Here is a 21843-nt window from a genome sequence, read left to right as displayed (position 1 = left end):
AAAGAAGGAAAAAAAATCCACCTGCTTAAAAAGTCTATTCTAGAGGGTATTGAAAGTGGAATTGTTGCTGATTTTGATCCTCAAAAGCATCCGGATCAATTAAAACCCAAGGGATAAATACTTTTACTCTTGAATTATATACGATTATCTTAAATTTGAATTCTAATCATCAATCCATGCCACAAAACAGATATTTTATCATCTATAAACCATTTGGGATTTTAAGCCAATTCAGTGGAGACGCGAATACCTTAAAAGAGGTAGGGGATTTTCCATCGGATGTTTATCCTGTTGGGCGCTTGGACAAGGATAGTGAGGGCTTGCTGCTGATCACTAATGACAAATCCCTCAATCATCATTTGCTTAATCCTAGATTTGCCCATCAAAGAACATATCTAGCACAAGTAGAAGGTATTCCTACCGCAGAGGCGATCGCACAACTGGAAAATGGTGTGGATATCAATGTAGATGGGAAAATGTACCATACTAAAAAAGCCAAAGCCCAATTACTTAATGAAGCACCAACTCTCCCTCCAAGAAATCCGCCCATTCGCTATCGCAAAAATGTGCCCGACTCTTGGGTCCAACTCAGCCTGATAGAAGGCAAAAACAGACAAGTCAGGAAAATGACTGCTGCTGTGGGCTATCCTACTCTGAGGTTGGTTAGGTATTCCATGGAAAATCTGAACATTGAGGGATTTGATGTAGGAGAGGTGAGAGAGTTGGACAGAAACACGATTTACAGCGCTTTGAAGCTCTCTTAGGGGTGAGTAAGGAGATTTTTATTGATACGCATCGTTTTGATTATAGCAGTGTCTTCGCTATCGTCTGTCCAAGCCAAAATCACATGATTTTCTTCATCGGTCATTTGTGGAAAACCACTTGACCTAGTGCCTGATACATTACCGACAAGAAATGGAGCAGATTTCTGACCTGACCTTTCAACCGTCCTAAGGTAAATCCCTCCTTCTTCCATCCATGATACCAAGGCCAAGTTATCATCCAGCATCAGCATATCCACCCTTCCAGTTGGTTTTCCAAGGTCTATCAAGGTCGCCTCTCCATAAAGATTTTGCTCCTCTTCAAAAAAGGCTGTTTTGACCGTTGATTTCCCTTTGGCTCCACTAAACCAAGTCACTGCTGACTGCCCATTCAGACTTGCTGATCGGGGGCCATTGACAGGGCATCCAGGTATCTCCCAGAAGTCATTGTAAACTGGCATTGGGCTAGACCAGTCTGTGCCTTCATAAGCAACCCAATAAATATCCCTAACCTCCTCAGCTGAGCGATCTCGATAAAAAACTACAGGCCCATCTACTCCCATTGAGGAAGTGGTCTGACAGCAATCACATACCCGATCATCCAATTCCCACTCTACCAGTTTCGCTCCTTCAGTATTGAGCACTGCCGCACGTAGAGTCATTGCCCCGCCATGACCATGGTCATGATTATGATGTCCACCACCAGAAGTATGGCGTCCATCTAGCCAAGTAAAAAACATATTTTCTCCCCAAGGAAGCATCGATACAAATCCGTGTTCGGTATGCGTACCATCATCATGTAGGGCAAATGGATCAGTCCAATTTTCGCCATCCGATGAAAAAGTCAACATGATATCGTAAGAAAAAGTACTTGGACTACTCTTCTGAAGATAGAAAGCGACCAAAGTCCCATCTTCAAAAGCGGCTAGTTGTGGATAATCAGCCCAATTTACAAACCAATCATTTCCAAATGCAATCGTTCTAGGTGGACTCCAGTTACTGTCTGAGAGTTCGGAGTACATCATTTTATTGACTTCATTCACACGCTCTACCCATGACAGGTATACAACACCTGATGGAGCGGTAAAAAGGTAGGGCTGGCCAAAAACCACACCCGGCTCCGAAAATGTATAAAGTCCTTGTACAATTTGAGTCGAAGAAACTTCTTCCTTCTTTGAATTACAAGACAGTATCAGGAGTAAAATAGTGAGAAAATATATTTGTTTCATGAAGGTTAGGCTTTTAATCTGCTGGAAGTGATTTTAAATAAGCTTTTACTTTAATTGTTCGCAAGTAAATTGTAACCAAAGGTATTAGCCAAAGTAACTCTGTAAATACTACATGAAAAATGGTCCGCTTGTTCCATCCCAATTCAGGGATAAAAAGTAATACAAACCATAGAGCCAAAGTGAGTTTACCCACTATGCCCACCACAACCAGGTAATTCCAAGAGATCGGATAAAAAGCACTCAAAAAAACCAAAAACCCAATCAACATCCCAAAACTCCCCAGTGCCGTAGCACTCAAATCAACTGCACTTTCTATATTCATAGCCTGCCATTTCAATAAGTCTTCTCCAAAATATCGAAAGAAAGCTGACCAAGCAAACGTGTACATTCCTGTCAGTAACAGCAGCCCTCGCATTGGCATTGGGAAGTTTGGTGTAAGTGTATTTTTCTCCATTCTATGAAATGATTATATTCCAGACGATTTTAACAAATGATCTCAAAAGAGGTTTTCACCCTATACAAAACTACATGAAGGATTTTACAAACAACCGAAAATGGGGAATTATTCTATTAATTCCCACGCTGCTGCTACTAGGCTTTGTAGTCGGCAAGAAAGTGGGAGAAATCAATGCCCCAGCCATTGAAGCAGCTGAGGCGCTTATTGGATTGGAATTTACCCCAGCTGAGCGTGATAGTATGATTCAAAACCTGAAAAATTATCGAAACGGTTATGACAATATGCGCAAGCAAATCATCGATAATTCAGTTAGCCCATCCATGCCATTTAATCCACTTCCGCATGGATTCTTCCCAAACCAAAACCAATCAGATCCAAAGTGGGGACTACCTACCAATGTGGCTTTACCTCAAAATGAAAATGACATTGCATACCTCAGTGTGGCAGAGTTATCCACATTAATTAGGACTGGCAAATTGAGCTCCGAACGGTTGACAACAATATATCTCAATAGAATCAAAACCTATGGAGATACACTCCAAGCAGTCATCACAGTAATGGAGGAAGAAGCATTGATGCAAGCCAGAGCGATGGATGCTGAGATCAAAGCAGGTAAATACCGAGGCCCTCTTCATGGCATACCTTATGGCGTCAAAGACCTCCTTGCTGTCAAAGGAACCAAGACTACTTGGGGAGCCATGCCGTACAAGGATCAAGTCATCAATGAAACTGCGACAGTTGTTGAAAAACTCAATGAAGCTGGAGGGGTACTTTTAGTGAAATTTACTTTGGGTGCCTTGGCTATGGGAGATGTATGGTATGGAGGTGTAACTAAAAATCCCTGGAATCTCAATCAAGGAGCTAGCGGATCTTCAGCGGGATCAGCTTCTGGAGTGAGTGCTGGCTTGGTTCCGTACGCTATTGGTACGGAAACTCTTGGAAGCATAGTCTCTCCTTCCACAAGAAACGGCGTGACAGGTTTAAGACCAACTTTTGGAAGAGTTAGCAAGCATGGAGCAATGGCATTGAGCTGGAGCATGGATAAGATAGGCCCGATTTCTAGATCAGCTTTAGACAATGGAATCATTCTACATGCGATCAATGGACTCGATAAAAAAGATAAGTCAACCATCGCTGCTGCGCTAAACTACAATGTGGATAAGTCAATAAAATCATTGAAAATAGGCTATTTCGAAGACTTTTTCCAAGGGAATAGGCCTAGTAATGATTTTGATAGGAAAGTTTTGGAAGACTTGAAGAATATGGGCCTTGAGCTCCATCCGGTCAAATTGAGTACATCTGTTGACGTCAGTAGTATGTTGATAACTTTGTATGCCGAAGGAGCAGCGGCATTTGACGACCTCACTAGAATGGACTTGGATGATTTGCTAGTCGCTCAGGGTAGAAATGCCTGGCCAAACCTTTTCCGTTCAGCAAGATTTATCCCAGCTGTGGAATACATTCAAGCGAATAGGTTTAGATCCATCTTGATCGAGGAAATGCATCAGCTTTTTCAAGAATTTGATGTCATCGTGACACCATCATATGGTGGAAATCAATTGCAAATCACCAATCTTACAGGACACCCAGCTTTGTGTATGCCAAATGGCTTCTTGGAAAATGGAAGCCCAATTTCTATCACTTTCTTAGCCAATCTTTTTGATGAAGAAAAATTGATTATGCTAGGAAGAGCCTATCAAGAGCATACTGATTGGCAAAAGAAAAGGCCTCCATTATTTGATAGATAAAATGGTTATAATCAAATAAACTTTTCCAAAGTTTGGTTAAATGTAAAAGTAAACACAAAGCACAAGACTGAACTTTGGAAAAGCTACCCTATAATAAAGTGATATTTGACAAAAATTGTGAAAAGCTTTAATAGACAGATTCTTAGCAAAGGTATCTTATTGCTTATTGAAACCAAGCTGCTGCAATGATTTTAGTAAGTACATCTGATTTTTTGCACGGTCATAGTTTTGATTTTCGTACTTGATTTGATAATAGATATTTCCATTCAAATAATCTGTCAAAAAACGCAGCCCCATGATATAGATCATCATTCCTCCACCAAAGTGTAGTGAGGCGATTTCGTCTTTGGTCAATGTGTCTCTGCTTCCTTCAAGAAATCCTTCGTACAAAGCTTGGTATTTATCCACATTGACTTTAAGAGAATCAAAATCCAGGGAATTTTCATCCAAATTACAGGAAACAGTTCTCACCAAATCCCCAAAATCATTGAAAGCATATCCAGGCATCATGGTGTCAAGGTCTATGATTGCCTCTACTTTTGTCAAATCAGCTGAGAAAATCAGGTTATTGATTTTGGTATCATTGTGAGTAATTCTTTTAGGTAATAGACTTATCCACATTTGATATTCCTTCACTATTCCACTTTGTTGTAAGTAAAATTCGCAGATAGCTGCAAGCTCTCCAGATATTTTTAGCCGAGTGTATTCCCGTGCTTCTATAAATTGACTAAATCGCAGCTCCAAATCATGAAAACCCGGAATCACTTCTTGAAACAAATTCACGTCCAAAGGCACTGCTACTTGGATCAATGATGCAAAAGCGCTAGCTGCCAAAAATGCCTGCTTTGGTTGTTCAATCTCTTGTAGACAAACTCCTTCAATAAAGGGTAAAACCCTGAAATATTCATCCCCAACCAAACAAAGAGTCCTTCCCTTAACATTTGGAATAGGAAGAGGAAAATCAAAATCCAATGCTTCAAAATCAAGATGATCAATCAACAGCTGATGATTATGGGCAATTAAGCCAGGGTTTTTAAATACATTTTTATTGAATTTCTGAATGATATAGGATTGAGTTTCTCTATTAGCTAACCATGTTTGATGAATATGTCCAGCACCAAACAAGGAAATATTAAAAGTAGAAAAGTCGAGGTTATACAACGTGCTTAGCCTAGAAATATAAGATTGCTCAATCATAGTTTTCTATTTGAAGTGCAATAATAAACCAAAAGCGTCAAATCACAGAATCAATCACCTTTGCAAATCCTAGAAAAGCCATTAGCTTTATTACACAAAATCATCTTTATGACAATTTCCCTTCTGGACTGGGCCATTATCGGAGCCTTCTTTATAATTTCTTTATTGATTGGTGTTTTGACTGCAAGGAAAGCTGGTTCTTCTTCCAAAGAATTTTTCCTTTCAGGAAGAAATATGCCATGGTGGCTTTTAGGTGTATCTATGGTTGCCACTACATTTTCTGCCGACACTCCAAATCTCGTAACAGACATTGTCCGTACCAATGGTGTGTCGGGAAACTGGGTTTGGTGGGCGTTCTTATTGACAGGTATGCTTACTGTATTTGTCTATGCCAAACTTTGGAGAAGATCAGAATCCACGACAGATTTAGAATTTTACGAAATCCGCTATGGCGGCAAGCCCGCAGCATTCCTGAGGGCATTTAGAGCGATCTACTTGGGTGTGTTTTTTAATGTAGTCATCATGGCCACGGTAGCCCTTGCAGCGATCAAGATCGGAGGAGTAATGTTGGGCTTGAGTCCAATTGAAACACTTTTGATTGCTTCTATAGTCACAGTGATTTACAGTTCACTGGGAGGGCTTAAGGGGGTATTGTTGACAGATTTTTTTCAATTTTTCATTGCCATGGCAGGGGCGATCTGGGCAGCAGTATATGTGATAAGTCTACCGGAAATTGGTTCCTTGGATAATTTACTCGCTCACCCAAATGTATCTGATAAACTGAGTTTTATTCCTGATTTAAGTGATGCTAACTTATTTATCCCCTTACTATTGATGCCTTTAGCCATACAATGGTGGGCTACTTGGTATCCAGGAGCAGAGCCAGGAGGGGGTGGTTATATCGCACAGCGCATGCTTTCAGCCAAAGATGAAAAAAATGCGATTGGAGCAACGCTATTTTTCAATATTGCCCATTACGGTATGCGACCTTGGCCATGGATCATCATTGCTTTGGCATCTTTGGTGATTTTTCCAAATATCTCGGACATGCAGGAAGCTTTTCCACATATCCCTGCAGATAAACTTGGGCATGATCTGGCCTACTCCGCCATGCTGACTTATCTTCCTGGGGGATTGATTGGCTTGGTCTTGGCCTCACTGATTGCGGCGGTGATGTCTACTTTATCCACACATCTCAATTGGGGCTCTTCTTATGTGGTCAATGACGTCTATCAGCGCTTTATCAAACCACAAGCTTCTGAGAAAGAATTGGTCTTAGTAGGAAGGTTATCCACAATAGGCTTGATGTTCTTGGCTGCATTATTGGCTTTGGAGCTGAATAATGCCCTCGAGGCTTTCAATATCCTATTGCAAATTGGTGCTGGAACTGGAGCTATTTTTATTCTTCGCTGGTTTTGGTGGAGAATCAATGCCTACACTGAAATTGCTGGTATGGCCATTTCTTTTCTGGTGGCTATTTTCTTCGAAAAAATCAATCCAGCTTACGAACTTATCCACATTGAAGAAAGTCAAGCCTATCTTAAAATTCTCTATGGGGTGGGTATTACGACAGTAGGCTGGGTTTTGATCACCCTCTTTACCCAACCAGAGCAAGATCAAGTGCTCCTAAATTTCTATCGTAAGATCAATCCAGCTGCTATAGGCTGGAAATCTCTTCTAAAAAGATATCCACAGGAAGAAACAGAACAAGGAAGATTATCAAAAGAAATTTCTTTGATGCTAGTCGGGTCAGTAATGGTCTATGCTGTCTTATTCAGCGTAGGCTTTTGGATTTATGGAGATACGTATGAGGCTATAATTGCCGCTATGATCGCGCTTATTGGTGGAGGGATCATTTTAAAAAGTTGGAAGGGATTGAAATAATACTTTGTATATTTTTGATTGCCTAAATCGGATATTTATGGTTTTCAATTTGGTTATCCCTGACTGAAAATTTGATAATTAGGTAATTGGTTAAGAAACTAAAGATAAATAAAATCGACATTATCAATACTAAAATCTAATCTTTAAACTTTTGAAAATAAGCCATATCCACATCAAAAACCTTTCTTTCTTTAACGCCTAGCTGAACTTTTTCAAACATTTTTACCAATTTTTGACCATCTACTAGCTCGATTTGTGGTGCTCCATCTCTTGATGCTTCTTTTTCAGCTTCACGAGTAAATGTTCCAGTGGTTAAAATAATTCCCTTTTCTGCTCTTCCGATCATCGCGTTTCTAAAATCTCCAACTTGGGATCTAGACACTGAGCCTTTATATCTTTTACATTGAAAAATCACTTTAAAACTAACGAATGGATTTACTTCTAGAACACCATATCCATCTATCCCTCCATCATGAGACCTACCTACAACTTCAACATTTTCAAAATCATGCTCTCTTAAAAGCTCTTTACATACATTCTCAAAACCACTTGGAGAAAGGCTCTGCAAAATTTCCAGTAAACTACTCTCAGCCTTCAATTCCACAGAATCAGGATCATTTTCTTCCTGTTCTTCTATAACCTCTAATTTTGATTTGTTAATTCTAGCTTTTTGGTTAATAGCTACCCATTTCAAAAATATTTCTCGAGATTGTTCATCGTTCAAATAGGTATTTTTTCCCTTTTCAGTAAGTTTCCAGGTTCCTCTTACAGAGGAATCTAACAACCCTTCCCAAGTTAAATACTGTCTTGCCCAAGCTACTTGATTATGAAATTTATTGGTGCCAGATTTCAATGTTTGATCTAAGAACTCCTCTTTTAAATTTAAGTTTTCAGCTATTTTATCGGATACTTCCTTTGGCTTTCCAGAAAACCCAAGTTCCCTTAAAGCATCTAAAAGCGGGCCAAACCAATTGATAAATTCAGATTTCGATTTTCTTTTTACCATGAATTCAAAACATTTAAATCTATAAATTCTTAAACTCCAAAGTATTGATCAAATGCATCATGTCAATCTTGATGTGCTCAATCACTGGAGCTAATGAGTCATTTTTCATGGCTGTATCGAAATAAAGCGCACCACGGAGAAAGTGCTTGGTCGAATCCGTCACAAAGAACTGAAACTGCGTGGGAACTTCTCCAGACAATTCAGCTACCACACCCGTATAGCCTTTGGGTGTCAATAACACAGACTCTTCAATGCCATAAGCTTTGATTTGATGCTTTGCTGTCAAATTGATCGCATCATTGAGTACCAATTTGACATCACCGGCTTGACTACCGAGAGACAGATAAGTTAGGTGGACTTTGGCCCCCATCTCAATGTAATGTAAATTGATCCAAGCATCTTCCTTCAAGTTGAAAGAATCCTGTTCCACCGTGGCAGCTTGAGGCTTTTCAAATAGGTAAGGAAAAGAGTCAGGAAGTGACTCAAAAGAGTGTTCAGGCAAATCGATTCTATTGTAACCCATTGGGCGTGGTAGGTAATCTCCACCACATCCCGACAAAAACATCATCACCAAAATACTGTTTAAAAACCTACTAGACATAATTCAAAGTTATCATTTTGCTTTGATTTGGATCAGAGATAATTGAAATTTATATAAAAAAGGAAACGTAGCCATGAAAAGATTAAAAACAATCATAATGCTAGCCCTATGCTATGCAGCATTTGTGCTCAATCCATTGCAGGCACAAACCAACTTGGAAGAATTCATACTCAAGTGGGACAATGGTAAAGCTTTCACATTAGAAGTAGTGGACAAAATGCCTGATGAATTGCTCAACTACAAGCCGCATGACACCGCCATGAGCTTTACAGAGCAAGTGACACATTTATCTTCGGCAATTGTAGGCATCAGTCAAGGATACCTCAATGGGGGTAATCCTGGCTTTCAAGTTTCTGTCAAACCAGCCAATAAAGCAGAACTAAAGGCTTTTGTAGACCAGTGTTTTGACTATGGAAAAGAGACTTTCTCAAACCTTACAGAACTGGAATTGGGAGAAAAGATCGACATTTTTGGCATGAACGGTAGCAGAAGGCAGGTTATTAGCCTGATAGATGATCATGTCACCCATCACAGAGGAGCTGCTATCTCTTACATCAGAGCCAATGGCATTGAGCCACCAAGGTTCAGAGGTATGTAACCAAAAAAGCCAAGTGATAAACTTGGCTTTTTTTATTAAATATTATAGATCCTAACCTCTTACCCACTCAACCTTCTCTTCTATTGGTCTGCGTTTTCCCTGTGGATATCTGTCAGTAGCTGGTTTTGCCACATAGAAGAATCCCATCAACATATCCTCTTCTTCCAATCCAAACCATTCCTTGGCTTCAGGCCAAAAAGTCGGCCCTCCAGTTCCCCAATAAGCAGCAAGTCCGTGAGCGGTAGCAGTAAGGTACATGTTCTGAACAGCCATCGCTACTGCTGCAATTTCCTCCATAACAGGAAGGTTTGCTCGCAAGTCACGCTTCATTTTGATAGCGATCACATGAGAAGCTTTGAGTGGATTCTCTTTGAATTTTTGGTAAGTAGCTTCTATAAAGTTCCCATTCTTTTCCGCCCTTTGCTTGTATAATTCAGCCTGAAAATCCGCAAACTTCTTCAAGCCTTCTCCTGTGAAAACAGTAAAATTCCAAGGCTCTGTCAATTTGTGAGTAGGTGCCCAGTTTGCATTTTCTAACATCTCTTGAATGATGGCATCATCTACTGGGTCATTTTCCTTGAACTGGGCTATAAACATAGACCTACGGCCACGTATGATTTTGGTTACTTCTTCGATATTGAATTCAGGTCTTTCCATATATTTCTTTGGGTTGATTTTTTTTTCTACACAATGTAAAAAGTGTAAAATTGGTTTCAATAAATGGATGATTCTACGCAGGAGTTGATCAAAATGCACTAAAAAGAATACCCAAGCTTAACCCCTCCATAATAATTCCTTAGCGGGGCCGGCTGGAAAAATCTATTTGCAAATGCATTCAGGTCATTTCCTAAGCTATATACTTCATTGAGTAAGTTATCCACACCCGTGTAAATTTCTGCATCCCAACCTTTTCCAAGACTTTTTCTCCAACCCAATCTGGAATTGACAAGATGATAGGACTCTTGAAATACTGTATTGGCATCATTCAATGGTAACTTATCCACAAATTGATGTGTGAAGTTTAAGTAAAAGCCTGGCATGAATCGCAGGTCAAACTGATTGACCAAAGTATTGGGTGCTACACCAGTGAGTTGATTTCCAGAAAAATCATTACCACCACTGACAAAATCTGCAAACTCAAAATAATGGCCTGTAAATGCATGGGCGAATTTGACCTCTTGGATCCAAGCTTGCTGATTTCTCCAAGGAGCATAGTCCACACTTGCCTCTATTCCTCTCTGATTGGTACTTCCTGCATTTCTGAATAAAACCACTCCTTGTTCATTGGTAAAAGAAGTAATGGTCTGACTCAATTTGAAATAAAAAGCAGTGATATCCACATTGAAAATCCCATAACTTGCTCGGTACCCAACCTCATAATTGATTCCTCGTTCTGCCTCTAAGTCTAGATTGATGCTTCCTTCGTTGGTGCGGACTTCAGCAATACTCGGAGGAGAAAAGCCAGAGCTTATACTTCCATGGATACCTGAGCGTGGATTGAGTTGATAAGCCATGGCCAATCTAGGAATGACAATGGGGTCAAACCTTCGGCTATTGCGTGATGGTTCATTGGCACTAGCGTCTACACTTCTATTGATGTCATATTTAGAAAAATTCTCACTAAATGCCAACGTCATCAGGAGTTTATTTGTCCACTCTATTTCTATTTGTTGAAAAAGAAATGCTTGAGTAGTAATCAGGTCATCGCTAAATCGAACGGTATCTGCTTGTCCATTTCTATTTCCAAAGTTTTGAGCGGCAGTATAACCATATTGATATTCGCCTCCAGCTATGAATCTAATCGGGAACATCCCAAGGTGATCATCACGCGTAAACTTCGTTCTACCCCCATAACTAAAGGCAGTTTCCCTTTTATAATCTAGAATAAAGGGATTCTCAAATTCGGCAGTGTTGATATAAAGAGCTGTCTCATTTGTAACCTTATCCGTGAAATCATACTGATGGGAAATGGTGCCATATACAGATTTTTGAGCAATGGAGCTGTTTTGATCTTTAGACCCAGGCCGAGCTTGTCTTGGATTTTCTTCTAATTGGGTTCCATTCAATGCACCCGGAATCTGATAATGGAGGTCACTGAACAGAATTTGAGTAGATAAGGATTGTCTATCGGAAGGATTGAAGTGGGCTGCCAATTGAAATACCTTCCTATCTACTGCGGAATGCTCTCTGAAACCATCAGACTTTTGATGCACGTAAGATGCACTGATTCCACCATTACCTATTTGCTGATCTATACCGAATCGATATCTCATCAAACCAAAATCTCCCACATTTAAATCAGTGGCAATTCTATTTTCATCAATGGTTCTCCTACTTTCAAAACTGATCACTCCACCATTACCAGCACCATAAATACTTCCTGCTGGCCCCTTGATAATTTCTGTATTTTGTACATTACTTAGGTCTAAAATATTCAATGGAGTAGTGCCATCTGGCGCAGTAAATGGAATTCCATTCCAATAAACCTTCACGTTCCTCACTCCAAAAGGCGACCTTAAAGAACTCCCTCGGATAGATATTCTATAGCTAGCTGGCGCCCGCTCTTCTACTCTTACACCCGCTTTGGTATTGAAAGCATTGACGATAGATGTTTCATTGAAACGATATAATTCACTTTCCAAAACCCTACTTACAGCACCTGCTTGCTGAAGCAAAGGCCTGTCTGATTCAAAAGCAGCAACTGTAATGGCCGAAAGGTCATTTGTTGTCGGTTTCAGCATTATGGTTTGATCTTGAACAGAAAGAATCTCTACTGTTAATTTCTGAAAGCCTATATGCGAAAAATTCAGCTTTTTAGATTTTGTCAAATCTATTTGTGCAATTCCAAGATTGTCTGTAATGGTGTTTTTAATTCCCGCTCCAGAGATGAAAACTCCCGGAACCGGTTCTAGATTACTTGAATTTACAACTTTGATGGAGGTTTGAGCAAATAGACTGAGCGACAGGAAAAAGAATAAAGGTATTATCGTTGCTTTCATTCGATTAAGATTTTTGACTGTCCTCATTTTTGTGCTATAGATTTATTCCTTTTTAACAGCCCTTAGCTATAAATGATTAAAAAAACCTGATAAATATCTTTACCAGGTTTTTTTAATTGTAATTCCCAATCAAAATAGATTTAGAAAATCTAGGGTAGAAAGTTATTTTTTCTGAGCCCTCTTCATCGGGTTATCACCGTTCGAAACACCTCTTGCTCCGCCTGCACTTTTGAATAGTTCAAATCTACTAGGGGCGAAAGTTCTTGGCCAATAGTTGTTGGACTCATCAATATCTGCTGTTTCTCTGTATGGGTCAAGTACGATATTTTTGACTTCTTTCTTCTTGGCAAACACTTTAGTGACTTCTTTTTCATTGAGTCTCCAGATTTCAGCAGGAATTCTATCCACTTCAGATGTACCATCAGTATAATTGAACTGAATGATCAAAGGCATAACTAATCCACCTTCATTTTTGAACTTCATCTCATAGAAGTTTAAGCCACTGTTCAACAGGTCTTTTTCTTGTTGGCTTAACCTTGCCATGAAATCTTTGTATGCTTTCTCATCATCTGGAGTGACAGAGAATGGGTTGTAGCTATTGTAGAAGTCTCTAGTCGCGGGGTCAGCTTCTACCACTGTCTGCTCGATATCTTTGGCATTATAGGTTTTAGAAACATAAGATTCTTCTTTATCAAATGCCTTTTTTGCATCGGCTTTTTTCTCAGCAGGAGTTCTATTGTCTAATTTATACCAACTCACTTGCTCGATAGAGATATCCACAGGGTCTGTCCCAAAGAACCAACCTCTCCAGAACCAATCCAAATCTACACCTGAGGCATCTTCCATGGTTCTAAAGAAATCTTCAGGAGTAGGATGCTTAAACATCCATCTTTTGGAATATTCTTTAAAAGCAAAGTCAAACAACTCTCTGCCCATGACAGTCTCTCTCAGAATATTCAAAGCTGTCGCAGGTTTTGCATAAGCATTTGGGCCAAACTGGATGATATTCTCAGAATTGGTCATGATCGGCTCAAGCAAGCTCTGATCACTTCTCATGTAAGGCGCAATCTTGTGAGCAGGTCCCCTTCTAGATGGATAGTCTCTGTCCCATTCTTGTTCTGCCATGAACTGCATAAAGGTATTGAGACCTTCATCCATCCATGACCACTGTCTCTCATCAGAATTTACGATCATAGGGAAAAAATTATGTCCCACTTCATGAATAATCACTGAGATCATTCCGTATTTCACTGCATCGGTGTAAGTACCGTCAGCATCTGGTCTTCCGTAGTTAAAACAAATCATCGGATATTCCATACCGTTGCTAGCTTCTACAGAAATCGCTACTGGATATGGATAATCAAAGGTCTTCTCTGAGTAAGACTTGATCGTGTGAGCTACAACTCTTGTGGAATATTGCTCCCAAAGTGGATTACCTTCTTTACCATAGTAAGACATGGCCATGACATCTTTACCACCTTGCTTCACTGCCATTGCATCCCAGATGAACTTTCTTGAAGAAGTCCATGCAAAGTCTCTCACATTTTCTGCATGGAAAATCCAAGTTTTTTTATCTTTTGATTTTCCTTTTTCCAGTTTCTCTGCCTCCGGTTGAGTCCTAATCACCACTGGTTTGTCAAAAGACCTCTTAGCTTGCTCCCATCTCTGAAGCTCTGTTGCTGAAAGTACTTCTTCTGGGTTTTGCAACACTCCTGTTGATCCTACCATATGGTCTGCAGGCACGGTGATTTTCACTTTATAATCTCCAAAGGTCAAGGCAAATTCACCTCTGCCAACAAATTCTTTGTTTTGCCAGCCTTCGAAATCAGAATAAACGGCCATTCTCGGGAACCACTCTGCCATGGTGTAGAGGTAATTGCCGTCCTTCTCAAAGTATTCATATCCTGGACGACCACCGATAAAGCTCATTCTATCGTGAATATTGAAACTCCAGTCCACGGTAAACTCGAAAGTTTCGCCATTTTTCAAAGGCTGGGGAAGATCCACACGCATCATGGTATTGTTGATGGTAATCTTGAGGTCATCACCTCCCATGGTTTTCACACTGTTGATCTTGTAGCCTAAGTCTTGGTCATGCCACACAATGTTTTCGATTTGTCGCATATTCATTCTAGCATTGATGCTATTTTGAGCCATCTTAGGAGTTCTAGAATCAGCCGCTCTCTCGTTTTGATCCAACTGAATCCAAAGGTAGGTAAGTGGATCTGGAGAGTTGTTGTAATAAGTCACCTTCTGCCAGCCTTTGATCGCTTGCTTTTCATCATCAAGCTCTACCTCGATCTCGTGATCAGCTTTTTGTTGCCAATACATATGACCTGGGGCTCCAGAGGCAGTTCTGTATACATTTGGCGAACGTAACATCGTTCCCAACTGCTCAAATCTCTCAGCATGGTTTCTCTGTGCATCTACGCTAAAAGTCACCATTAAGCCAAGGATTACTAGTGTAAATATTCTATTCATAGGTTATTTTATTTTACTAGACAATATGCTTACAAGTTAATTAATATTTTACCAAAACTTGGTATCAATCATCATCATGATTGACATCCCTAGTACCACTGCGGAAATCACTAAAGTCCATTCTTTACGATTCACCCCTATCAGGCCTACTAAGAGTGATGAAGCCAACAGGAACAAGGCAACGATCAGCAGCTGTCCCACCTCAAGACCTATATTGAAAGCGAGGAGTGGCTGAAAAATAGAAGCCTCTCTTCCAAGCAATGACCTGAGGTAATTGGAGAAACCCATGCCATGGATCAAACCAAAGAAAATTGCGAAGATATAATTCAATTGTATGCCCCTGCTGTTGCTAGGCTTTGGTTTGAAAATATTTGCTAGCGCAGTAATTGCGATGGTCACTGGAATCAAAAACTCAATCAAATCAGAATTTACTTTGATCACATTGAGCGTAGCGAGTGCTAGGGTAATGGAGTGTCCAATGGTAAATGCAGTCACTAGTATGATGATTTTCTTCCAATCTCTAGCTAAATAAATAGCACAAAGAGCGATCACAAATAGAATATGATCAAAGCCCTTTAAATCTAAAATGTGTTTGTATCCTAATTCAAAATACAACTGAAATTGGCTCATAATTGCCTTATGGAATTAAATTAATTTATACTGCTTTTTCGGGAATGTAAGTATAATGCATAATTTGCACAAAAAGTAGAAAACAGGGTTTCAAATGGTCTATAATTATATTTTCATATTAATTCTGGGATGGAAGGTTTTAGCTCACCCCTTTTACATCAGCCTGACTGACATCCGTTATAACAAGACTGAAAAATCGATTGAGATTGCCCAAAAGATTTTCTGGGATGACCTTGAAGTGGGACTTTCAAGGACTTTTGACACCAAAGTAGATTTTATCAATCCTAACTCTCCAAGTAGATTAGAAGATATGATCAAAAAATACCTTCTGACCCACAATCAAATTACCATCAATGGTAAACGTGTCAAGTTAGACTATTTGGGTTATGAAATAGAAGAAGATGCGGCTTGGTTTTACCTGGAGGGAAAAGAAGTTGAAATCCCAATGACAGTAGAAATCAACAATTCGTTATTAGTCAAAGAATTTGCTGAGCAACAAAACCTGATTAATTTTTACATTGATAGAAAACCTAAAAGCCTGATTCTATACAAGGATAGGACTTCAGGTTTATTGAAGTTTTAAAACATAAAATCGATTCTATTTATAACTCCCCATTTCCCCTCTTTACGTTTCAATAATGAAATACTTCCAAAATCTTCTTTTGCTTGAATAGGAGAAGTCGAAATAACCTTCCAATACAAATCAAATTCATTCTCCTTGATATCTTTAAATGCTATGGTCATATGTGGGTGATAATTTCGGTCACTCAACTCAGACACTAGCTTCAATTCTTTTTTACAAAAAGTTGTCAAATTGCTTTGTAAAGCTATCAAGTCTTTATTTTCATTTACCTTCACAAATATGACCCGCTTTCCAAATCGACCAAATCCATCAAATTGAATAGAGAACGCCTTCAGGTTTTTAGCATATCCCTTTAATTTTTCAAGCAATATATCCTCCTTGGCTTCATTCCAATTGAAAGGCATTTTTAGCGTGATATGGGGAGGAGATTTTAGGGCATATTTCAACCCAAAAGTATCTTTAAGGTTTAATTTTAGTTGATGAACTTGATCACATAGTTTTTCAGAGGGAACCCATGCAATAAAATATTTACTGATAATTTTTGCCATTTGCCACAAATATATTGGAAATCGGGCTGACAAGACCGAAATTGGTATTATAATCAAATACTTTTGAATTTGAGACTTAAATTTCAGAAGGAAATACAGACAAACTAAGACAGAAAAGCAGACTATGAGCAAATTTCAAAAAGCAATGATAGGATTGGACCTTTCCGAAATGGATGCAATCCTCCTAAAAAAAATTGCCTATATCTCTGAGACCATTGGGTTTGAAAAACTCTACTTTGTGCACGTTGCCAAAGACCTCTCACTTCCAGAGGACATTAGAAAAAATTACCCTGATCTTTTAGCTCCATTAGACGAGTCTCTCAAGTCTGAAATAAAAAACTTGATTTCTACATCTGGTCTTGACCCAAAAATAGAAGCTGAAATTATTGTCCTCGAAGGAAGCCCTTTTGAGACATTTATTCGACAAGCGAAAATCAAAGATGTAGACCTGATCATAATGGGCAGAAAAGACGAGTTGCCAGGTAGTGGCTCCCTAGCCAAAACCATGGCTCAAAAAGCGCCTTGCTCAGTACTGTTCTTGACAGAAAAAGGGCCAATTCAAAAGCCCCAAAATATCATGGTTCCATTGGATTTTTCAGGTCATTCTCTGATGTGCTTCAAGTTTGCAGAAGCATTGAAGGCCAAAATAGATGTAAACATCCTTGGTTTTCATATCTATGAAGTTCCAATAGGATACTACAAAACAGGTAAATCCTACGAGGAATTTGCTAAGATTTTGGAAGATAATGCTCGGAAGGATTGTGAGACATTTAAAAAGAAGAATAGCTTAAAGCATTTCGAATGTAAGTTTGTACTCAAGCAAAATGGAAATGATGGCCGTCATATTCTACAAGCAGCCAAAAGTGAAAACATCGACCTTATCCTGATGGGGAGTAGAGGTCGTACCAATTCTGCTGCTATTCTCTTAGGAAGCACAGCCGAAAAACTCGTTCATGTCAATAATGAAATCCCGATGATCATCTTCAAACAGAAAGGAGAGACCATGGACTTCTTAGATGCACTTAGAAAAATATAAAGTTAGAAGTAATCAATAGAAAAGGCTTTCCTTCGAGAGGAAAGCCTTTTCTATTTCTCTTTTAGCTTAACAAGAGTCTATGTCTAAAGAATTAAAATCAATAGGCATTTTCTCTATTGTACAACAATTCTCCGATAGTTTTGTAGCAAATACTCAAATCCATCCAAATGGACCAATTTTGAATATAAAAGGAGTCTAGTCTCACTCTAGAGCGAATTTGTCTAAGGTTTTCAATCTCTCCTCTATAACCTCTTACTTGAGCAAGTCCAGTGATACCTGGTTTGATTTTATGTCTAGAATTGTATTTCTCTACTTGCAATTGAAAATTTTGATTCATAGGAATGGTATGTGGTCTAGGCCCAACAATAGACATATTTCCAAACAATACATTCAAAAACTGTGGCATTTCATCCAAGGATGACCTTCTAAGAAATGACCCTATTCTAGTTACTCTAGGATCATTTTTGGTTGCTTGCTGTGTGTCTGCATAATCGTTTGGAGTCATAGAGCGAAATTTCAAGCACTTGAATACTTCATTATTCACTCCATTTCTTTCTTGAATAAAGAATATTGGCCCCTTAGATTCCCATTTGATCAAAATGCCCACCAATGGAATCATCCAACTTAGTATAAATACAGTAACGAATAAAGAAAAAACAATATCAAAAGACCTTTTAAGAATTCTATTCGGAATACTGTCCAAAGGAATATCGTTGACATTGATGACAAAAAACTCTCCATACTTTGAAAAAGACAAATTCTTTTCAAGTTGAAGGTTGCCATTAGGTATGATTTTTACTTTGAAATACCTTTCATCCGCATAATCCATCACTTGCCTCATAGTTAGAGCATCTAAATCTTCGCTCAGATAAACAAGATCCAAATCGAGCGATTCAGCTTCTTCAAAGAAGGCTTCTAATGCTCCACGTGAATTAACATGATTGGTGGAAAGCTGATCATAAAACCCTAAAAAGTTGATCCCAAAATCTCTTCTTTGTTTGAATACCTGAGCAAGTTTATTGCTAGCGCTACTTCTTCCTAAGATAACTGCGTTTCTGTAATTCTTCCCTTGTATCCTATACTGCTTAAGTAATAAGTGCACGCTCACTCTGTAAATACTTAAGAAAACTACCAGAGTAACAGCTACCCCTACCAGGAAAAATATGCCTAAGGGATGCTCTTGCGTTGGAATCCAGAAAATAGCCATCAATCCCACCAGCCAAATTAATGACTCAGGGATTTGTTTTAGAGTATAACCTAATTCAGTCGTCCTTCCAATTTTGTAATCTCTTCTTCCGACCGAGATGAGCAACCAGAAAAAGATAAAATAAGCAAACAATTTTACAGTAACTTCAGGATAGCCAATGAAGTACCTAAATAAAGCCACTGATAGTGTAAGTCCCAATATTAGAACTAATAAATCCCCTATAACAAAAAGCCATGGGAAATATTTGTGAAAACGTCTTTTCATAAAAATCTTTTAATTCCTTTGTCCAAATACGTGGAAACTAGTACTGAGAGTTTTCAATCTTATTTGGATTATCTGAATTTTAAACTTCAAATAGTTAAATTTGGTCGTAAAATTAAAAAAGATTTACAAAGCAGTATTACTTTTGAGGTAATTAATTTGTTAATTAAAAATATATTTTGAGCCAATAAATCAGGCTGATCGGAACATGAAGAAATTGAAAAACTTATTGGACGCCTCACACAATCCAGAATCTATTGGGAATAAGTTCAGACATAGACGCTTTTTTGTATTTGAAACCTTGATAGAAAAAAATTTTCCCATCGGTTCTGAGCTAAAAATACTAGATGTTGGAGGAACAGCTTATTTTTGGAAAGACAAAAATTTTTAAAAAAAGTACCAGATAGAAATCATTTTACTCAACTTAGATGCCTCAGAAACAGGACATCCACAGCTTAGAGCAGTCAAAGGTGATGCTACCGACTTGTCAGAATATGAGGATGACTCTTTTGATTTGGTTTTTTCAAATTCTGTGATAGAGCACCTTTACACTTTCGAGAATCAAGAGAAAATGGCAAAAGAATGCATGCGAGTGGGAAAGAAGTTCTTCATCCAAACACCCAATAGGCATTTTCCTGTAGAGGCTCACTATGCACTACCCTTTGCCCAGTATCTTCCAGACAAATTGGTGTACACTATTCTGACCAAAACCAAGCTCAGTCGACTTCACCGTTGGAGGACAGAGAAAGCCAAGCAATATTTAAAAGAAATCAGATTACTATCTAAAAAGGAAATGTTGAAACTCTTTCCAGGAGCAACATTATTCAAAGAAAAATTCTTGGGAATGAACAAGTCCTTTGTTGCTCACAACCTTTAGGATTTTTCCCTCAATTCATAGATGTAATAACATTGATAGTCTTTTTCAAAATCATGTAGTTCGGCTTGATCGCCATATTGAAGATAGCGATTTGGGCCAACATTAAGCTGGATTTTCCCTGGTAAATTCCATTCAATAGGTTTCCCAACTTGCTTTCCATCTTTGATATAGAAATAGTATTTTTTTCTAGATTCTGTTTCTAACCTCTGCTGCTCCTCACTTGGATTCTCAAAAACCATATTTGGATCAGAACCTGTTCTATAGCCAATTAATATTTCATCACCATAACCTGTAATCTCAAAGAAAGCTCCACCAAATTTGACGTTGTTTCCTCTATGCTCTTGAACAGCGGCTCTTGTAGCTTCTTCTAGAGGAACAGTTATCAACCTATTAGGCGTGATTCTTTCCAAGTTGATCTTATTGACAATCTTGAAATTGTCATTAGGATCCATTTGATACAAAATGGAATCGCCCCAAATCATACTAGAAACTGAAGTAGAATTTAAATCAGAAAAGTAGATAGGATTATCCATAAAAGGAATAAAAACTCCTTGCTTGAAAGCACTGCTTTCATCAATTTTTCCACCCTTTTTAATCTCGCCTGTCTTGACATTCTGCAAATGAACCATATTCAGGGTATCAAAATAATCCACTGGATAAGTTTGTAAAAATTCATCATTCATATTCACGACGGCAGAAATATTCCCATCTTTGGTTTTGAAAGTGCTTAAATTATCTCGAGTGAAATTGATCAACCTAAACCGAATCCCTTGCTCAAATGGAAAGCTCCTTTGAACTTTCAGATTGAGATCATATACATAAGTCTTCCCTTCTGTAACCACCATGATCTCGTCACCTACAAAACCAACCCTAGCAGTTATCAACCCAAAAGCATCAGGCCCCTCTGCTAGTGTATTCTCTGCCACAATTTGTCCTTCTTTGTCAATGATCATGAACCTTCCCTCCATACTCATCTGAGGAATAATTAAATACAATTCTTTTTCATGATGATAGTCCAGAATATGGACAGTCTTCAAAATATCAATGACTAAGGAATCAACTTTTACAAATTCGAATTCTTTATTTAAATCAGAGTTTGAAGAACTTCCTCCACAGGAGTAAATACCGATGATGAAAGGAGAAATCAAAAGAAGCAAAAGGAGTTTTTTCATAATCAAACCTATTTCTTATTTAGTTAAAAATCAACTAAAGTGGTCTTTATTTCATAAATAGAAATTAATTCTGAAATTGAATTCTAATTATCAAACCCTCTACATCATGAAGAATATTTTCACTACACTTTTACTCGGTCTTTCATTATTTACTTTGGTCCAAGCACAGACCCAGCCCTATCTCAATCTGGAAAATGCCAACAAAATTGCTGATGCAGCTCAGGAGAAAGCCATGGCTGAAAACTGGAATGTGGTCATTTCTATTCTTGATCAAGGCGGAAATTTGATTTTGCTGCGAAGAATGGATGGCACACAAACCGGAAGTATAGAAGTCGCTCAATTGAAAGCCAAGACTGCATTTGAATTCAAGCGTCCTACAAAAGTCTTCGAAGATATGATCAAAGGTGGAGCTGTTCATTTGACCACCATGCCTATCACAGCCGTGGAAGGAGGCCTTCCAATCTTCAAGGATGGAAGCATCATTGGATCTATTGGCATCTCAGGAGTGACTTCTGCCCAAGATGGCATCATCGCCGAAGCAGCATTGAAGGCAGCGGGATTTATGTGA

21 protein-coding genes are annotated in these 21843 nt (G+C 38.7%); 9 read left to right on the top strand and 12 right to left on the bottom strand.

From position 1 onward, the window contains the following. Positions 1 to 176 precede the first annotated feature (176 nt). A complete protein-coding gene (locus tag CHB66_RS08535) occupies positions 177 to 764 on the top strand; it encodes a pseudouridine synthase (RefSeq protein ID WP_089239968.1) in 588 nt (195 codons plus the stop codon). Here the strand turns inward: CHB66_RS08535 and CHB66_RS08530 are convergent. Both CHB66_RS08530 and CHB66_RS08525 read right to left on the bottom strand, forming a co-directional pair. Next, complete coding sequence (locus CHB66_RS08530) at positions 761 to 1990, bottom strand: hypothetical protein (RefSeq protein ID WP_089239966.1); 1230 nt, start codon at positions 1988 to 1990, stop codon at positions 761 to 763. The two genes, CHB66_RS08535 and CHB66_RS08530, sit on opposite strands and share 4 nt — an antisense overlap. A 13-nt stretch (positions 1991 to 2003) precedes the next feature. Beyond that, on the bottom strand, positions 2004 to 2444 hold the full coding sequence (locus CHB66_RS08525; RefSeq protein WP_089239964.1) for a hypothetical protein: 441 nt from the start codon (positions 2442 to 2444) through the stop codon (positions 2004 to 2006). A 74-nt stretch (positions 2445 to 2518) separates the two neighbouring features. On the opposite strand from CHB66_RS08525, the gene CHB66_RS08520 reads away from it, so the two are divergent. Beyond that, on the top strand, positions 2519 to 4195 hold the full coding sequence (locus CHB66_RS08520) for an amidase (protein WP_089240212.1): 1677 nt from the start codon (positions 2519 to 2521) through the stop codon (positions 4193 to 4195). A gap of 156 nt (positions 4196 to 4351) precedes the next feature. Here the strand turns inward: CHB66_RS08520 and CHB66_RS08515 are convergent, their stop codons facing one another. After that, positions 4352 to 5392 carry a phosphotransferase enzyme family protein gene (locus tag CHB66_RS08515; RefSeq protein ID WP_089239962.1) on the bottom strand — a complete coding sequence of 347 codons (1041 nt, stop codon included), beginning with the start codon at positions 5390 to 5392 and terminating at the stop codon, positions 4352 to 4354. Between the two features lie 108 nt (positions 5393 to 5500). On the opposite strand from CHB66_RS08515, the gene CHB66_RS08510 reads away from it, so the two are divergent. Then, positions 5501 to 7276, top strand: a complete 1776-nt coding sequence (locus CHB66_RS08510) for a sodium:solute symporter family protein (protein WP_089239960.1) — start codon at positions 5501 to 5503, stop codon at positions 7274 to 7276. Positions 7277 to 7412: 136 nt separating this feature from the next. On the opposite strand, the gene CHB66_RS08505 is transcribed toward CHB66_RS08510, so the two are convergent. Beyond that, complete coding sequence (locus CHB66_RS08505) at positions 7413 to 8282, bottom strand: restriction endonuclease (RefSeq protein ID WP_089239958.1); 870 nt, start codon at positions 8280 to 8282, stop codon at positions 7413 to 7415. 19 nt (positions 8283 to 8301) lie between these two features. Then, positions 8302 to 8883: a gliding motility lipoprotein GldD gene (gene gldD / locus CHB66_RS08500; RefSeq protein ID WP_089239956.1), complete on the bottom strand. Its 582-nt coding sequence runs from the start codon at positions 8881 to 8883 to the stop codon at positions 8302 to 8304. A 73-nt stretch (positions 8884 to 8956) separates the two neighbouring features. Between gldD and CHB66_RS08495 the strand changes: the two genes are divergently transcribed. Then, positions 8957 to 9481, top strand: a complete 525-nt coding sequence (locus CHB66_RS08495; protein WP_089239954.1) for a DinB family protein — start codon at positions 8957 to 8959, stop codon at positions 9479 to 9481. A 51-nt stretch (positions 9482 to 9532) separates the two neighbouring features. On the opposite strand, the gene CHB66_RS08490 is transcribed toward CHB66_RS08495, so the two are convergent. From CHB66_RS08490 to CHB66_RS08475, 4 genes are all read right to left on the bottom strand, one after another. Continuing rightward, positions 9533 to 10138, bottom strand: a complete 606-nt coding sequence (locus tag CHB66_RS08490) for a nitroreductase family protein (RefSeq protein WP_089240210.1) — start codon at positions 10136 to 10138, stop codon at positions 9533 to 9535. Positions 10139 to 10236: 98 nt separating this feature from the next. Beyond that, positions 10237 to 12480 (bottom strand): TonB-dependent receptor domain-containing protein, encoded by a 2244-nt coding sequence (locus tag CHB66_RS08485; RefSeq protein ID WP_089239952.1) that lies wholly within the window; start codon positions 12478 to 12480, stop codon positions 10237 to 10239. Between the two features lie 162 nt (positions 12481 to 12642). Continuing rightward, the gene (locus CHB66_RS08480) at positions 12643 to 14961 is read right to left on the bottom strand and encodes a M1 family metallopeptidase (RefSeq protein WP_089239950.1); all 2319 of its coding nucleotides are present in this window, start codon (positions 14959 to 14961) and stop codon (positions 12643 to 12645) included. Positions 14962 to 15009: 48 nt separating this feature from the next. After that, entirely contained in the window at positions 15010 to 15591 is a 582-nt protein-coding gene (locus tag CHB66_RS08475) for a HupE/UreJ family protein (RefSeq protein ID WP_089239948.1), read from the bottom strand. A gap of 94 nt (positions 15592 to 15685) precedes the next feature. On the opposite strand from CHB66_RS08475, the gene CHB66_RS08470 reads away from it, so the two are divergent. Further along, complete coding sequence (locus CHB66_RS08470; RefSeq protein ID WP_089239946.1) at positions 15686 to 16174, top strand: DUF6702 family protein; 489 nt, start codon at positions 15686 to 15688, stop codon at positions 16172 to 16174. Here the strand turns inward: CHB66_RS08470 and CHB66_RS08465 are convergent. Further along, complete coding sequence (locus tag CHB66_RS08465) at positions 16171 to 16722, bottom strand: 2'-5' RNA ligase family protein (RefSeq protein ID WP_089239944.1); 552 nt, start codon at positions 16720 to 16722, stop codon at positions 16171 to 16173. The genes CHB66_RS08470 and CHB66_RS08465 overlap by 4 nt on opposite strands. 124 nt (positions 16723 to 16846) lie before the next feature. Here CHB66_RS08465 and CHB66_RS08460 point away from each other — a divergent pair, with 124 nt between their 5' ends. Next, positions 16847 to 17758, top strand: coding sequence for a universal stress protein (locus tag CHB66_RS08460; RefSeq protein ID WP_089239942.1), 912 nt, complete (start codon positions 16847 to 16849; stop codon positions 17756 to 17758). A 97-nt stretch (positions 17759 to 17855) separates the two neighbouring features. Here CHB66_RS08460 and CHB66_RS08455 read toward each other — a convergent pair whose 3' ends face one another. After that, positions 17856 to 19229 carry an exopolysaccharide biosynthesis polyprenyl glycosylphosphotransferase gene (locus CHB66_RS08455; protein WP_089239940.1) on the bottom strand — a complete coding sequence of 458 codons (1374 nt, stop codon included), beginning with the start codon at positions 19227 to 19229 and terminating at the stop codon, positions 17856 to 17858. 205 nt (positions 19230 to 19434) lie between these two features. On the opposite strand from CHB66_RS08455, the gene CHB66_RS17265 reads away from it, so the two are divergent. Both CHB66_RS17265 and CHB66_RS08450 read left to right on the top strand, forming a co-directional pair. Beyond that, a complete protein-coding gene (locus CHB66_RS17265; protein ID WP_317045590.1) occupies positions 19435 to 19617 on the top strand; it encodes a hypothetical protein in 183 nt (60 codons plus the stop codon). A gap of 12 nt (positions 19618 to 19629) precedes the next feature. Continuing rightward, a complete protein-coding gene (locus CHB66_RS08450) occupies positions 19630 to 20103 on the top strand; it encodes a methyltransferase domain-containing protein (RefSeq protein ID WP_317045591.1) in 474 nt (157 codons plus the stop codon). On the opposite strand, the gene CHB66_RS08445 is transcribed toward CHB66_RS08450, so the two are convergent. Then, positions 20100 to 21275, bottom strand: coding sequence for a hypothetical protein (locus tag CHB66_RS08445; protein WP_089239937.1), 1176 nt, complete (start codon positions 21273 to 21275; stop codon positions 20100 to 20102). The genes CHB66_RS08450 and CHB66_RS08445 overlap by 4 nt on opposite strands. A 106-nt stretch (positions 21276 to 21381) precedes the next feature. Between CHB66_RS08445 and CHB66_RS08440 the strand changes: the two genes are divergently transcribed. Then, a complete protein-coding gene (locus CHB66_RS08440) occupies positions 21382 to 21843 on the top strand; it encodes a GlcG/HbpS family heme-binding protein (RefSeq protein ID WP_089239935.1) in 462 nt (153 codons plus the stop codon).

This window comes from Belliella buryatensis (assembly GCF_900188245.1).
In the GTDB taxonomy this organism is placed as follows: domain Bacteria; phylum Bacteroidota; class Bacteroidia; order Cytophagales; family Cyclobacteriaceae; genus Belliella; species Belliella buryatensis.
This window is presented reverse-complemented; position numbering and strand designations above follow the sequence as displayed.